Source organism: Corynebacterium ihumii (genome assembly GCF_028609825.1).
Classification (GTDB): domain Bacteria; phylum Actinomycetota; class Actinomycetes; order Mycobacteriales; family Mycobacteriaceae; genus Corynebacterium; species Corynebacterium afermentans.
This window is the reverse complement of record NZ_CP063190.1, coordinates 2,067,995-2,083,300: the sequence shown is the minus strand read 5'-3', so window position 1 is coordinate 2,083,300 and position 15,306 is coordinate 2,067,995. Positions and strand designations below refer to the sequence as shown.

Genomic DNA, 15,306 nt, shown 5'->3' with positions numbered 1-15,306 from the left:
TATGAACGAGCATCAACTGATCCAGTGGCTCACCAGTTGGGTCGAGGGCGCCACCGGCGTCGACTCGGTGGACCCGACCACGCCGCTCGAAACCTACGGCCTCGCGTCCCGCGATGCGGTGATCCTCTCCGGCGAGCTGGAAAAGAAGCTCGGCCGGCGGGTCGACCCCACCGTCGCCTACCAGTACCCGACCATCACGGCGCTGGCGAAGGCGCTCCTTGCACAAAGGCAGGACGCGCCGGAGGTTGAACGTCGAGAAGCAACGAGCTCCCACGACATCGCGATCGTGGGCTCCGCGGGGCGCTTCCCGGGCGCGAAAAACAACGACGAGTTCTGGCAGCTGCTTATCGACGGCCGCTTAGCCACCGGCCCCCTCCCCCCGCTCCGCTGGGACGAATACCTGGGCGACCCTGTAGTGCGCACCAAGATGGCCGAGGAAAACACCGACGGCGGGTACATGGACGGCATCGCGTCGTTCGACCACGAGTTCTTCGGCATCTCCCCGCTCGAGGCGCAGAACATGGACCCGCAGCAGCGCATCATGCTCGAGGTGGCGTGGGAGGCGCTCGAGGACGCCGGCCTGGCGCCCAGCGAGCTGCGCGGCGAGCCGGTGGGCGTATTCGTGGGCTCATCCAACAATGACTACGGCATGCTCATCGCCGCCGACCCGAACGAGGCGCACCCGTACGCGCTGACGGGCGCGTCCTCGGCCGTGATCCCGAACCGCATTTCCTACGCGTTCGATTTCCGCGGTCCGTCGATGAACGTCGACACCGCGTGCTCGTCCTCGCTGGTGTCGGTGCACCACGCGATGCGTGCGCTTCGCGACGGCGAGGCCGACGTCGCCCTGGCCGGCGGCGTGAACATCCTGGCCAACCCGTTCGCGTCGCTGGCGTTTTCCGAGCTCGGCGTGATCTCGCCCACCGGGCGCATCCACGCCTTCTCCGACGACGCCGACGGCATCGTCCGCGCCGACGCCGCGGGCTTTGTGGTGCTCAAGCGCGTCGAGGACGCAATGCGCGACGGCGACAACGTGCTGGCCGTGATCAAGGGCTCGGCGACGAACTCCGACGGCCACTCTAACGGGCTCACCGCCCCGAACCCGGAGGCACAGGTGGATGTGCTGCGTCGCGCCTACGCCGACGCCGGCGTGGACCCGCACGAGGTGGACCTGGTCGAAGCCCACGGCACCGGCACCATCTTGGGCGACCCGATCGAGGTCGCCGCGCTGGGCGAGGTGCTCGGCCGCGGGCGCGAGACGGCCGCGCCGCTGCTGCTGGGCTCGGCAAAGTCCAACATCGGCCACTCCGAATCCGCCGCCGGCGTGGTGGCGCTGATCAAGGTGCTCGAGGCGCTCAAGCACGACACGATCCCGGAGTCCATCAACTTCGCCGGCCCGAACCATTACGTGGACTTCGACGCCGAGCGCATCGAAGTTGTCCAGGACCCGCGCGAGTGGCCGCGCTACTCCGGCCGCCGCGTCGCCGGCGTTTCCGGCTTCGGCTTCGGCGGCACCAACGCGCACGTGGTCGTCGCCGATTACGACCCGGCCGACTACGACCTCGAAGCCACGGAAACCGAGGCTGCGTTCGAGGGCGTTTCCGTGGCGGCGCTGCCGGTGTCGGGCCTTCTACCCTCGCGACGCAAGGAGGCCGCCGGCGTGCTCGCGGACTTCCTCGAGGGCCGTGATGATGCCGACCTGATCCCCGTCGCGCGCTCGCTGGCCAAGCGCAACCACGGCCGCTCAGCCGCCGTCGTGCAGGCGACTGGCGTTGAAGACGCCGTGCGCCGCCTTCGCCAGGTCGCCGACGGCAAGATCGGCCCCGGCATCGCCGCCGCAGACGCGCCCACCCCGATGGGCCCGGTCTTCGTCTACTCCGGCTTCGGATCCCAGCACCGCAAGATGGCCAAGGAGCTCATCACGCGCTCCCCGCTGTTCGCACGCCGCATGCGCGAGCTGGACGAGATGGTCAAATTCCAGGCCGGCTGGTCCATGCTCGAGATCATCGAAAACGACGAGCTGACCTACGACACCGAAAACGGCCAGGTCACCATCACCGCCATCCAGATCGCCCAGACCGACTTGCTCGCCGCCGCCGGCATCACCCCGGCCGCGACGATGGGCATGTCCATGGGCGAGATCGCCGCGGCCTACGGCGCCGGCGGCTTAAGTGCCGAGGAGTGCATCCTCGTCGCCACCGCGCGTGCCCGCTTGATGGGCGAGGGCGAGGCCATGATCGCCGGCACTGAGCAGGAAGGCGCCATGGCGGTGGTGGAGCTCTCCCGCGAGGATCTGACGGAGTTCGTCGATAAGCATGAGCAGGCGGCCGGTGTGGAGCCCGCCGTGTACGCGGGGCCCGGCATGACCACCGTCGGCGGGCCGGGCAAGGCCGTCGACTACGTAGTGGCCGCGCTCGAAGCCGAGGAGAAGTTCGCGCGCAAGCTCAACGTGCGCGGCGCCGGCCACACCAGCGCCCTCGACCCGATCATGGGCGACCTCGCCGGCGAAATCGCAGACCTGAACGCACGCCCGTTGCGCGTGCCGCTGTTTTCCTCCGTGGACCGCGGCGAGGTGTACCAGCCCGGCCAAATCGTCCACGACGATGAGTACTTCCTGCGCATGACCCGCCACCCGGTGTATTTCCAGGACGCGACCGAAGCCGCGTTTAACGCCGGCCACACCACGCTCGTGGAAATCACCCCGAACCCGGTGGCGCTGATGGGCATGATGAACACCGCGTTCGCCGCCGGCAAGCCGGACGCGCAGCTGCTGTACACCACCAAGCGCAAGGTGGACGAGCTGGAATCGCTGCTGGACCTCGCCGCGAAACTGTACGTGAACAGCATGGGCGTGGACTTCGGCGCGTTCTACGGCGCGGGTGAAGTGGTGCAGGCGCCGAAGACCATGTTCAGGCAGGTGGACCACTGGACGCCGGCGCGCCCGTCGTCCTCGCGCGCGTCGCTTTTGGGCTCGCGCGTGCGCCTGCCGGGCGGCGAAGTGGCGTTTTCCACCGCCGCCGACCAGATCTTCAGCCCGTACCAACTCATCGAGTCCGCCGCCGCCGAGGTCTCGCCGAACGCGCGCGTGGTGGCTACCGAGGAGCACGGTTACCTGCCCGCGGACGGCGAGGTGACCACCATCGTCGCCTCCTCGCTCGGCGGGGTGTCCGTCAAGGTGTACGACGGTTCCGCGCTGGTGGCAGAGGGCTTCGCTTCCACCATCGACCGCGCACCGGTGCAGGGTGTCATGGAGCATCCGCGTGACGACGAACCATCGGCCGATGCCGACACCGCCGACACCGATGACACCGATGACGCGGTGCGCTGGGACCCCAACTCCGGCGAATCGGTCGAGGACCGCCTGCGCGACATCGTCTCCGAGTCCATGGGCTACGACGCCGCAGACCTGCCCGACGAGCTGCCGCTGATCGACCTCGGCCTGGACTCCCTGATGGGCATGCGCATCAAAAACCGTGTGGAGAACGACTTCCAGATCCCGCCGCTGCAGGTGCAAACGCTTCGCGACGCCTCCGTCGCCGACGTGATCCGCATCGTCGAAGACGCCGTCGCCGGCAAATCCGAGGAGCCGCAGCCGCTGGCGTACAACGACGAGTCACGCGACCCGGCCGCGGCCACCGAGAAGACCCAGGGCGTGGGCGTTGCCCCACGCGACGCTTCCGAGCGCATGGTCTTCGGAGCGTGGGCGAAGCACGCTGGTGCCGCGGCGGCTGGTGTGACGTCGGCGTTGCCGCAGATTAGCAAGGAGCAGGCGAGCGAGATCGCCGCCCACCTCACCGAACGCTCCGGCATCGAGGTCACCGCGGACGACGTGCTGGGTGCCGAGACGCTCGAGCCGCTGGCGAACCTCGTGCGCGAGGGGCTGGAGACGCCGGTGGACGGCAACATCCGCGTCTTCCGCGACGGCACCGCCAACCCGGTGTTCGTCTTCCACCCGGCCGGCGGCTCGTCGTCGGTGTACGCGCCGCTCGCGCGCAGGCTCGGCGACGACGTGCCCGTCTACGGCGTCGAACGCCTCGAGGGCTCCCTGGAGGAGCGCGCCGCCGAGTACGTCAAGGACATTGAGCGCATTGCCGAAGGGCGCAGGGTTGTCCTCGCCGGCTGGTCGTTCGGCGGCGCGCTGGCCTACGAGGTCGCGCACCAGCTGGGCAACGACAAGATCGACTACATCGCGCTTCTGGACACCACCCAGCCGTCCGAGCCGATCCCGGACACGCTCGAGGAGACGAAGGCGCGCTGGGGCCGCTACGCCGCCTTTGCCAAGGAGACGTACGGTCTCGAGTTCGACGTGCCGTACGAGCTGCTGGAAACCGCCGGCGAAGACGCGCTTTTGCAAATGCTCACCGAGTTTTTGGCCACCACCGACGCCTCCGAGCACGGCCTGGCCGCCGGCGTGCTCGAGCACCAGCGGGCGAGCTTCGTGGACAACCAGATCCTCAACCACCTGGACTTTAGCCGCTGGGCGGATGTCAAGGTGCCGGTGCTGCTGTTCCGCTCCGAGCGCATGCACGACGGTGCGATCCAGCTCGAGCCGAACTACGCGCACATCGACGAGGACGGCGGCTGGGGCGCTATCGTGGACGACCTGACTATCGTCCACCTACCCGGCGACCACCTCGCGGTGGTGGACGAGCCGGCGGTGGGGATCGTCGGCAAGCATATGAACGCATGGATTGAGGGGAAGCGATGAGTACCGCAGACAAACTCGCCGACCTGCGCGAGCGCCTGGACAAGGCACAGGACCCGGGCTCTGAGCGCTCCCGGAAGCGCCGCGACGACGCCGGGCGCACCACCCCGCGCCAGCGCATCGACGCGCTGTTGGACGAAGGCTCCTTCGTCGAAATCGGCGCGCTCGCCCGCACCCCCGGCGACCCGGACGCCGTCTACTCCGACGGCGTGGTCACCGGCTACGGGCGCATCGACGGCCGCCCCGTTGCGGTGTACGCCCACGACAAGACCGTCTACGGCGGGTCCGTCGGCGTGACGTTCGGGCGCAAGGTCACCGAGGTCATGGAGTTCGCCATCAAGATCTCCTGCCCGGTGATCGGCATCCAGGACTCCGGCGGCGCGCGCATCCAGGACGCGGTGACGTCGCTGGCCATGTACTCCGAGATCGCGAAGCGCCAGCTGCCGCTGTCGGGCCGCGTGCCGCAGATCTCCATCATGCTGGGCAAGTCCGCTGGCGGCGCCGTGTACGCGCCGGTGACCACGGACTTCGTGGTGGCGGTGGACGGCGAGTCCGAGATGTACGTCACCGGCCCGAACGTGATCCGCGAGGTCACCGGCGAGGACATCACCTCCGCCGAGCTCGGTGGCGCGCGCGTGCAGGAGGCCGCCGGCAACATCCAGGCGGTTGTGGCGACGGAGGAGGACGCCTTCGACTACGTCAAGGACCTGCTGGCGCACCTGCCGACGTCCACGTTCGACGCCGCGCCCGTCGTCGCCGCGCAGCCGGACGAGGAGCTCGACGACTCAGCGCTGGACACCTTCATGCCCGACGACACCAACGCCGGCTACGACATGATGGACCTGCTGGTACAGCTCGGCGACGACGAGGACCTCGTCGAGGTCCAGTCCGGGTACGCGGAGAACCTCATCTGCGCATTCGGGCGTATCGACGGCCGCGCCGTCGGCTTCGTCGCCAACAACCCCATGTACGCCGCGGGCTGCATCGACGCGGACGCCGCCGACAAGGGCGCACGCTTCATCCGCACCTGCGACGCCTACAACATCCCCATCGTCTACGTCGTGGACACCCCCGGCTACCTGCCGGGCGTGGAGCAGGAGCGCGAGGGACTGATTCACCGCGGCGCGAAGTTCGCGTTCGCGGGCGTGGAGGCCACCGTGCCGAAGGTGACGCTGGTGGTGCGCAAGGCATACGGCGGCGCGTACGCGGTGATGGGGTCGAAGAACCTCAACGGCGACATCAACCTGGCGTGGCCCACCGCCCAGATCGCGGTGATGGGTTCGGCGGCGGCGGTGGTGATGCTGCAGGGCAAGCAGCTCGCCGCCATCGAGGACCCGGCGCAGCGCGAGGCCATGAAGAAGATGTTCATGGACTTCTACGACCAGGAAATGACCTCGCCGTACGTCGCCGCGGAGCGCGGTTACATCGACCAGATGATCGAACCGTCGCAGACCCGCCTCGCTTTACGACGAGCCCTGCGCCAGCTAGCCTCCAAGCAGGAATTCGACCTGCCTAAGAAGCACACCATTAGTCCCCTCTAGTAAGGTTTCACCCCATGCTTTCTTCCACTCTTGACATCGTCGGCGACCTGATCAGCATGCTGGTCTGGTTTATCAATGGCATCCAGACCGGAAACCCGGCCTGGAACTTCGGCATCGGGTTCTAAAAGCCCTACTTGCGCACGAGTTTGGCCACGCCGCGCCAGCCGAGCATCAGCAGCGCGGACATGAGCGTGGCCACGACGATGAAGGACCAGTGAGGGATGGCCTGGTTGCGGATGCCCCAGATGACCAGGCCGGTGACCACGGTGGCGATCCAGATGATCCCGCCGTTGTTCTTGCGCGTGATCAGCCAGCCCAGCGTCACACCCAGGGCAAACGGCCACAGGGTGGACAGCCAGCCGGTGAAGTTGAACGGCATCTCATCCGTCTGGTGGGCGGCGCGTGCGAGCAGGGCGAACACGGCGATGGCGACGTAGTCTGCCGCGATCGCGGAGGGTCGGGAAATGCGTTGCGTCATAACCGAAGATGGTAGCGCCCGAACATCCTGTCCATGAGTCCGCCGGGCGGAAACACCGGGTACCCGCAGGCTGCGGTTGTCACTGTGCGGCGGATGCGGTGCGCAGAGGGGTTTGGCCCGCGTACACCGCGGCGTAGACCACCCACCCGATCGCGGTGATGAGCACAAATGACACGGCCCGGTACACCACCGTCGCCGCCGTGGCGTGGGCCAGCGGCAGCCCTGCGGCGACCAGCATGCCCACCGCCACGGGCTCCACCGTGCCGAGTCCGCCCGGCGTGACCTGGGCGGAGCCGGCCAGCTTGGTCATGATGAACGCCAGACACACGCCGGCAAGCGGCGCGCCTTGGCCGGCCACGGCCCACACGGCGAAGACCATCGTGGCCAGATCTAGCAGCCGGTTCGTAAGCGAGAGCCCGGACGCCGCGAAAAACGCCGGCGCGGAGATGCGGATCGCGGAGACCTGGTCGATCACGTCCACGACCCGCCCGCGCACCTTCTCGGGCAGGAACTGCACCCAGCGCTTCAGCACCGCCGGGTTAAGGGTGGCCCAAAACACCGCGCCGATGGTCGCCAATGCCGCTGCCAGGGTGCCCACCAGCGACCACATCGACAGCTCCGCGCCCAGTAGCGCTACCGCGACGACGCCGATGAGCACCATCCACACCGTCGACAGTGCGCCGGAGACCACGAAAAACCAGCCGCACAACCCCACAGACGCGCCCCAGGACCGGTGCACCCGAAACGTCAGCCACGCCGACAGCGCCGGCCCGCCCGGCACCGTGGTGGACCAGGCGTTGGAGGCGAACACGATCGCGTTCGTGCGGGCCACCCCCGTGATGCGGCCTTCCACGTTGAGCAGGATCTGCATCACCCCGGACATCGCTGCCAGCGACAGCACCGCGGTGGCCACCGACAGCAGCAGTGGGCCTATCGACGCACCCCTGACGGCCCTCCACGCCTCCCCGAAAAAGGGCATCTGGTCGCGCAGCACCACCAGCACGACCACCAAGATGGCCACGGGTGCGAGCCAGCGTAGCCACTGCCGCCACGTGTTAGCGCTCAAGTTCCTTCTTCTTCAGCTGCTCTAACGCCTGGCGTGCGCGGCGTTCCTCCAGGTCGCGCATGAGTTGGGTGAACGGCACCAGGGAGGCGTCTTCGGACACCGACACTCCCGCGCGGCCGGGTTGGGTGTCGGGCACCATTTCGGTGATGGGGGTTTCGGTGCGCGGTGGCGTCGATAGGCTTGAGCCCTCTCCGAACGCACCGGCCAAACGCTTCACCCAGCGCGGCGCCCACCAACTGTCCTCGCGCAGCATGTGCATCACCGCGGGCACGAACAGCAGGCGGATCAGGGTGGCGTCGAGGGCCAGCGAGAAGATCATGCCGTAGGCGATGTACTTCATCATCACGATCTCGCTGAGCGCGAAGGCGGCGGCGACCACGATCATGATGGCAGCCGCGGCGGTGATGATGCCACCGGTGTGCGCGGTGCCGCGCTTGATCGCCTCGTCGGTGCTCAGCCCGTTCTGGCGGGCCTCCACCATGCGGGAGACCAGGAAGACCTCGTAGTCCGTGGACAGGCCGTAGAGGATGGAGATGATCAGCACCAGAATCGGGCTCATCAGCGGGCCCGGGGTGAAGTTCAGTGCGCCGGCGCCGAGGCCGTCGACGAACACGGCGGTGAGGAAGCCGAGCGTGGCACCGATGCCAAGCACGTTCATGATCACGGCCTTCGCCGGCAGGATCACGGAGCCGAATACCAGCGCCATCAGCAGGAACGTGGCGATGACCATGTACAGCGCCATCCACGGCAGGCGCTTCAGCAGCGCCTCGATGGATTCGGTTTCCATCGCCGGGGTGCCGGAGACGTAGGTCTCGACACCTTCGGGGGCGTTAATGTTTCGCAATTGCTTCACGACGTCCGCGCCCCCGGCCCTATCCTCCAGCGGGGCGGAAAGCACCGTGGTGCCGTCCTGCGTGGCGTGCGCTGGCTTCAGCGGCGCGGCCAGGCCCTCGACCTGGCGGGTCTGCATCACGATGTCTACCAGCTGCTGGTTGTCCGCGCCGGTGACCACGAGCTTGACCGGGTCGGTGCGGAAGGCGGGGAACTCCTCGTTGAACTCGTCCTGGGCCTGGCGGGTGGCCTGGCTCGGCGGCAGGTACGTCTCGTTGATGCCGCCGAAGGTGATGCCCACGATCGGCACGGTGAGCAGGAGCAACAGCGCCGCGCAGCCGACCACGACAGCCTTGGCGTGGCGCATCGCCCACGCCGGGATCTTGTACCAGACGGTGTCCTCGAGGCGACGTGAACGTCGAGAAGCTTTACGCACCGACCACAAGTCAATTTTGGGGCCGAGCATGCCGAACAGCGCCGGCAGCACCGCCACGGAGATCACCGCGGCGAGCAGCACCGCGCTCATCGCGCCGTAGGCCACGGATTTGAGGAAAGCCTGCGGGAACATCAGCAGCCCGGACAAGGCCACGCCCACCATGAGCGCGGAGAAGAACACGGTCTTGCCGGCGGTGTTGGTGGTCACCGCCACCGCCTCCTCGACCTCGGCGCCGCGGTCCAGCTCCTCACGGAAGCGCGAGACCATGAACAGGCCGTAGTCGATGGCCAGGCCCAGCCCCAGCAGCGTGATGATGGACTGGGAGAAGATGTTGACCTGCTGGTACTGCGCCAGCACCGCGAGCAGCGACAGCGAGCCGATGATGGACAAAATGCCCACGATCAGCGGCATCGCGGCCGCGACCACGCCGCCGAAAACGAACAGCAGGATGACGGCCACGAACACCAGGCCGACCTTCTCGGCGCGGGCGATGTCGGCGGCCATGCCCTCGTCCAGCGCGTCGGCCACCGCGGTCGCGCCGGCGACCTGCACGGTCGCGCCCGGCAGCTCCATCGCCTCGAGCGCGGGCTTGATGGTGCGGAAATCCTTCAGCGTCTGCTCGCCGTCGCCCTTGAGCCCGATCGCCGCGAACGCCTTGGTGTGCTCGGCGTTGACCAGCTGCGGGTTGGGGCGCTCAAAGTAGCTAGTGATGTGGGCGATTTCGTTGGGGAACTGCTCGCGCAGCGAGGTCAGCTGGGCGTTGGCCGCCTCCGTCAGCTGCGGGTCGTCGGCGTTGTTGGCGCTAACTAAAACGATCACATCGCCCGAGTTGTCGCGACCGAACGTCTCCTGCTCGATCACCGCGGCCGTGGTCGAATCCGCTCCCGGATCCTCCCACCCTTCCTGGGAGAGGCGTTCGCCCAGCTTCGAGCCGAACAGCACCTGCATGGCCAGGATGAGCACGATGACCACCAGCGGGATGATCCGGCGGTGGCGGAACGCAAAACGGCCCCACTTGTAAAACATCTCCGGCCTCCTAGTCGCGGGTGTTGTGCAGCAGGGAGCGCAGCGGGCGGAACGGCTGCAGCCACGCGCCGCCGTTCGGCAGCCGGTCCAGGTTCACGCGCGGCAGCGGGTTCTGGAACACGCCCGGGATGTCCTCCAAGTCCACGAAGTCCACGTCCGGGGAGTTCACCGCCCAAGAAGCGTGCTCGTGGAAGCCGAGGACGGTGACGGGGATGCCGGCGTCGACGAGCTCGAGCAGCGGCTCCTGGAAGTTCTGCCCATCCGCCGAGGCGACCACGACACCCTGGAGCACGCCCTCCTCGCGGCGGCGCTCAATGTGGGCCAGCATGTCCCGGTCCACGTCCGAATCCTCGTCGCTCTTCGGCTTGGCAAACACGGCGAAGCCGACGTTGCGCAGCGCCTCCACCCACGGACGGATGGAATCCGCTCCGCCGGCAGAGACGTTGGTGAACACCGTCGCCTCCGGCTCAATGTCGCGGCCGAGGTCGTCAGCGCGGGCCTCGGCTTCGCTGATAAGCCAGCGCCCGATCGCGTCGAAGCGGGGGCGGTGCGCCGCAGTCGGGCGCCCGCCTAAGATCGCGCCGAGGCCCATGTCCAGGTTCGGCGCGTCCCACACCAGCAGCAGGCTCTCCGGGCCGGCGGACGCGCCTGGGGTGTACGGGTGCGACAGCGCTTGCAGATCCATGGCTACTTCTTCTCCCACAGGTACTCGCGGATCACGTGATCCTTGTCCATGCCTTTGCCTTCGAACTTAGTGATCACCTGTCGGTCCGTGAGCAGCGGCGCATCCTCCCACGGCCACCCCCTGTACTCCAGCATCGGTTCCACGTTCACCAGCTCGTCGATCCACTCCGCGTAATCCGCGTGGTCCGTGGCTACATGCAGCACACCGCCCGGCTTCAAACGGGTGGCGATCAGATTCAGGGTGCCGGACTGGATGATGCGGCGCTTGTGGTGGCGCGCCTTCGGCCACGGGTCCGGGAAGAAGATGCGCACGCCGTCGAGGGACTCCTCGCCGAACATCCGGGCCAGGACCTCCACGCCGTCGCCGCGCACCATGCGGATGTTGTCGATGCCGCCGCGCACCACCGAACCGAGCAGCTTGGCCAGGCCCGGCTTGTACAACTCCACGGCGATGACGTTCGTGTCCGCTTCCAGCGGAGCCATCGCAGCGGTGGAGGTGCCGGTGCCGGAGCCGATCTCCACAATCGTGGGGTGGCCTGTGCGATTGAACCACTCGTCGACGTCGATGCGCTCGTCCGAGCCTTCCGCCAGCACGCGACCTAAGCGCGGCCAATGCTCATCGAACAGGGCTTCCTGGTTTTCAGTGAGGGTGCCGCGGCGGAAGGTCACAGACCCCAGGCGCGGGTAGTCCAGACCGGTGTCGAACTCGGTTTGCAGCGGGCGGCCCGCCGGCAATTCGCCCGTTCCCGGGCGCAAATTTTCAGTATTATTCATCAAATTTATTGTCCACATGAACTGGGCAAACGCAAGCTCCACGGGTCACCCCCGGAGGCGTCGTAAAGCAAATGCCCGAGAACGGGTGGCGGGGGTAGAGCTCCACCCCCGCTTGCGACAAAGGTCGTGCTCGTGCCAGCTGGTTATATCCAGTACGAGTGAATTGATCGGAACTTTTGGCCAGATGAACGCCCGTTTCGATACTCTTGGGGCGCAACAACGATGAATTTCGCACGCGCACTGGCCATAACCAGTTACACAAGGAGTACGTAAATGACCGCCGAAATCAAGCGCCTGGAGGGGACCAACCCCACCGACAACGACAAGCTCATCGCTTGGATCAACGAGGCGGTCGAACTTTTCCAACCTGACAAGGTCGTCTTCGCGGACGGCTCCCAGGAAGAGTGGAACCGCCTCACCGCCGAACTCGTCGACGCAGGCACCCTGATCAAGCTCAACGAGGAAAAGCGCCCCAACTCCTTCCTCGCCCGCTCCAACCCGTCCGACGTGGCACGCGTGGAGTCCCGCACCTTCATCTCCACCGAGAACGAAGAAGATGCAGGCCCGACCAACAACTGGATGAAGCCGGCAGCCCTCAAAGAGGAGATGCTGGAGCACTTCGAAGGCTCCATGCGCGGCCGCACCATGTACGTCGTGCCGTTCTGCATGGGCCCCATCTCCGATCCGGACCCGAAGCTCGGCGTCCAGCTGACGGACTCCGCCTACGTCGTGCTCTCCATGCGCATCATGACCCGCATGGGCACCCAGGCCCTGGAAAAGATCGAGGGCGAGAATTTCGTGCACTGCCTCCACTCCGTCGGCGCCCCGCTCGAGCCGGGCCAGGAAGACGTGGCGTGGCCGTGCAACGACACCAAGTACATCTCCCAGTTCCCGGAGACCAAGGAGATCTGGTCCTACGGCTCTGGCTACGGCGGCAACGCCATCCTGGCCAAGAAGTGCTACGCCCTGCGCATCGCCACCGTGATGGCGAAAGAAGAGGGCTGGATGGCCGAGCACATGCTCATCCTCAAGCTCACCTCCCCGGAGGGCAAGGCATACCACATCGCGGCCGCCTTCCCGTCCGCCTGCGGCAAGACCAACCTGGCCATGATCACCCCGACGCTGGACGGTTGGACGGCCGAGGTCGTCGGCGACGACATCGCCTGGATGAAGCTGCGCGAGGACGGGCTGTACGCCGTCAACCCGGAAAACGGCTTCTTCGGCGTCGCGCCAGGCACCAACTACGCCTCCAACCCGATCGCCATGAAGAGCATGGAGCCGGGCAACATCCTGTTCACCAACGTCGCGCTCACCGACGACGGCGACGTCTGGTGGGAAGGCATGGACGGCGAGGCGCCCGCCCACCTCATCGACTGGCGCGGCGAGGACTGGACGCCTGAGTCCTCCTCCAAGGCCGCCCACCCGAACTCCCGTTACTGCGTGGCCATCGAGCAGTGCCCGGCCGCCGCACCGGAGTTCAACGACTGGCAGGGCGTCAAGATCGACGCCATCCTCTTCGGCGGCCGCCGCCCGGACACCGTGCCGCTGGTCACGCAGGCCCACAACTGGGAGCACGGCACCATGATCGGCGCGATGCTCTCCTCCGGCCAGACCGCCGCCTCTGCGGAAGCCAAGGTCGGCTCCCTGCGCCACGATCCGATGGCCATGCTGCCGTTCATGGGCTACAACGTGGGCGATTACTTCCAGCACTGGCTGGACATGGGTGAAAAGGGCGGCGACCGCATGCCGGAGATCTTCCTGGTCAACTGGTTCCGCCGCGGCGACGACGACCGCTTCCTGTGGCCGGGCTTCGGCGACAACTCCCGCGTGCTCAAGTGGGTCATCGACCGCATCGAGGGCAACGTCGACGCCGACGAGACCGTGGTCGGCTACACCGCCCGCGCCGAGGACCTGGATCTGACCGGCCTGGACACCCCGATCGAGGACGTGCGCGAGGCACTCACCGCCGACCCGGAGCTGTGGAAGGAAGATGTCGCAGACTCCCGTCGCTACCTCGAGGGCCTCGGCTCCCGCGTGCCGCAGGAGATCTTCGACCAGCTGGCCAAACTCGACGAGCGAGTGCAGGCTGCGGCGAAGTAGGCGCTTGTGTAGCACGGCAGTAATGCTGTAACGTCGCTGCTGGAAAACTTCAGACAGGATCTGTTGTTAATTTTGCAGAAAACCCGCCGAAAGGCGGGTTTTTTGTTAGCGTTACCCGCATGAGTGGTGGGATGCTTCGGGGGCTTAGCAGTGCACGGGTGCACTCATACCGCATGGCCATTGTGGGGGAGACAGGCCGTAGCGCGAACTCTGTTTCTGACCGCTCCGTTCAGTCCTTGTACCTGTGGCAAAGCGCAGTGGCATCGGCCTGGTATGAGGCTCTCTCGATTTTCGAGCCCGTACTGCGCAATCGTATTGATTGCGAACTCAGAAAGTGGAATCAAGCTCAAGGGAACACTGAGGATTGGTTGGAGGATCCGGCTCAACCGCTAAAGAAAGCGGTCAGTCGAATGGCTTCAGACGCGTTAAACGCTGCGGAAAGCAGTGCTCGCCGCAGACCGCGAAATCATCCGCGGTTTAGTGCTCCGATAACCTTAGATGATCGAATTTCGCAGCTTTCATTCGGCAATATCAGCTCATTATTCCCCTTGCAGGCCCCGCGCAACCGCTCGAATTTCGCGAGTGGATTCTCGGCGAAGGAGAACCTGTGGATACATGCACTCTCCGGTGGGTTTCCGGGATTGGCCGAAAAATTCGTAGACGCGCACCGATCAAGCATTCATCCTTCTGTTCCAGTTCAGGTGGAGAGCGGGTACGCTGTTGCGACTGCTCTCGAGCAGCTACGTAGGTTGAGAAACCGTGTGAGCCATCAGGAACAAATACTCAACGTTGACCATCAAGAACGATTGGCTGACATGTACGCGTTGGTTCATGCGATGTCTCCCCAGACGCTCGGGGTGATGAAGAAAATGGATCGGGTGCAACGTAATTTGCTGCTGCGACCGCGTTTCTAACCCTTGCGCAGGACAAGCACGAGGTTTGACACCGCGAACTCGCGCAGCACCGGCACGCGGGTGACCCACCACGCCCACCGCGGGTGGTAGCGGGGGAATGCCGCAGCGAGCTGGCCGGTTGCCTCCGCCCAGGCAAGCCCTTCGCGCGCGGAGACGGCGAACAGACTCTCGCCGAAGATGTTCTTCGGGTCGCGGCCGTGCACTTTTGCGTATCGACGCCGCGCGTACTCCCCGCCCACGTAGTGCTGCCACAGCCCCGTCTCGTGTCCACCGAACGGGCCGAGCCACACCGTGTAGCTGAGCACCACCAGCCCGCCGGGTTTGGCCACGCGCAGCATCTCGTCGCCCATGGCCTGCCAGTTCGGGATGTGTTCGGCGACGTTGGAGGAGTACACCACGTCGAAGGAATCGTCAGTGAAGGGAAGGGCGGTGCCGTCGCCGCGCACGGAGCCGAAGCCCGATATCCCCGCGGCCGACATTTCGGAGATGTCCGGCTCGAGGCCCACGTAGAAGCAGTCGGAGAACGCGTCGGCGAAGTAGCCGGGCCCGCCGCCGACGTCCAGTACCGACTGGCCGGTGACGGGGGTGCCCAGGAGGTCGTGCGAGAGGGCGTCGAGAAGCGAACGCGTGTCGCGGGCGAGCAGGGAGTAGAAGATGCGCGGGCGGAACTGCTCGTAAGAAAACGCGCGCAACAGCCGGAGCGAGCGGGAAAAGGTGGCCATCCGGCGGGTACGGTGCATATGCATACCGT

General features: G+C 66.4%; 10 protein-coding genes. 4 read left to right on the top strand and 6 right to left on the bottom strand.

Annotated elements, in window-relative coordinates; translation table 11 throughout:
• Position 1: 1 nt before the first annotated feature.
• Entirely contained in the window at positions 2-4,708 is a 4,707-nt protein-coding gene (pks13, locus tag CIHUM_RS10105) for a polyketide synthase Pks13 (RefSeq protein ID WP_035000224.1), read from the top strand.
• Positions 4,705-6,246 (top strand): acyl-CoA carboxylase subunit beta, encoded by a 1,542-nt coding sequence (locus CIHUM_RS10100; RefSeq protein ID WP_035000223.1) that lies wholly within the window; start codon positions 4,705-4,707, stop codon positions 6,244-6,246. Before pks13 ends, CIHUM_RS10100 begins: the two co-directional genes overlap by 4 nt.
• A 130-nt stretch (positions 6,247-6,376) precedes the next feature.
• On the opposite strand, the gene CIHUM_RS10095 is transcribed toward CIHUM_RS10100, so the two are convergent.
• The 5 genes from CIHUM_RS10095 to trmB form a co-directional block, all read right to left on the bottom strand.
• A complete protein-coding gene (locus CIHUM_RS10095) occupies positions 6,377-6,724 on the bottom strand; it encodes a DUF3054 domain-containing protein (protein ID WP_243427186.1) in 348 nt (115 codons plus the stop codon).
• A gap of 79 nt (positions 6,725-6,803) precedes the next feature.
• Positions 6,804-7,790 carry a lysylphosphatidylglycerol synthase transmembrane domain-containing protein gene (locus tag CIHUM_RS10090; RefSeq protein ID WP_035000222.1) on the bottom strand — a complete coding sequence of 329 codons (987 nt, stop codon included), beginning with the start codon at positions 7,788-7,790 and terminating at the stop codon, positions 6,804-6,806.
• Entirely contained in the window at positions 7,780-10,083 is a 2,304-nt protein-coding gene (locus CIHUM_RS10085; protein WP_035000221.1) for an MMPL family transporter, read from the bottom strand. The genes CIHUM_RS10090 and CIHUM_RS10085 overlap by 11 nt, the downstream gene beginning before the upstream one ends.
• A 10-nt stretch (positions 10,084-10,093) precedes the next feature.
• The gene (locus CIHUM_RS10080; RefSeq protein WP_035000220.1) at positions 10,094-10,768 is read right to left on the bottom strand and encodes an NYN domain-containing protein; all 675 of its coding nucleotides are present in this window, start codon (positions 10,766-10,768) and stop codon (positions 10,094-10,096) included.
• 2 nt (positions 10,769-10,770) lie between these two features.
• Entirely contained in the window at positions 10,771-11,541 is a 771-nt protein-coding gene (gene trmB, locus CIHUM_RS10075; protein ID WP_035000219.1) for a tRNA (guanosine(46)-N7)-methyltransferase TrmB, read from the bottom strand.
• Between the two features lie 273 nt (positions 11,542-11,814).
• Here trmB and CIHUM_RS10070 point away from each other — a divergent pair, with 273 nt between their 5' ends.
• Together CIHUM_RS10070 and CIHUM_RS10065 are read left to right on the top strand one after the other, a co-directional pair.
• Positions 11,815-13,641 (top strand): phosphoenolpyruvate carboxykinase (GTP), encoded by a 1,827-nt coding sequence (locus CIHUM_RS10070; protein WP_035000218.1) that lies wholly within the window; start codon positions 11,815-11,817, stop codon positions 13,639-13,641.
• Between the two features lie 173 nt (positions 13,642-13,814).
• On the top strand, positions 13,815-14,555 hold the full coding sequence (locus CIHUM_RS10065) for an Abi family protein (RefSeq protein ID WP_158293383.1): 741 nt from the start codon (positions 13,815-13,817) through the stop codon (positions 14,553-14,555).
• On the opposite strand, the gene CIHUM_RS10060 is transcribed toward CIHUM_RS10065, so the two are convergent.
• Positions 14,552-15,295, bottom strand: coding sequence for a class I SAM-dependent methyltransferase (locus CIHUM_RS10060; RefSeq protein WP_074432075.1), 744 nt, complete (start codon positions 15,293-15,295; stop codon positions 14,552-14,554). The two genes, CIHUM_RS10065 and CIHUM_RS10060, sit on opposite strands and share 4 nt — an antisense overlap.
• Between the last annotated feature and the right edge of the window lie 11 nt (positions 15,296-15,306).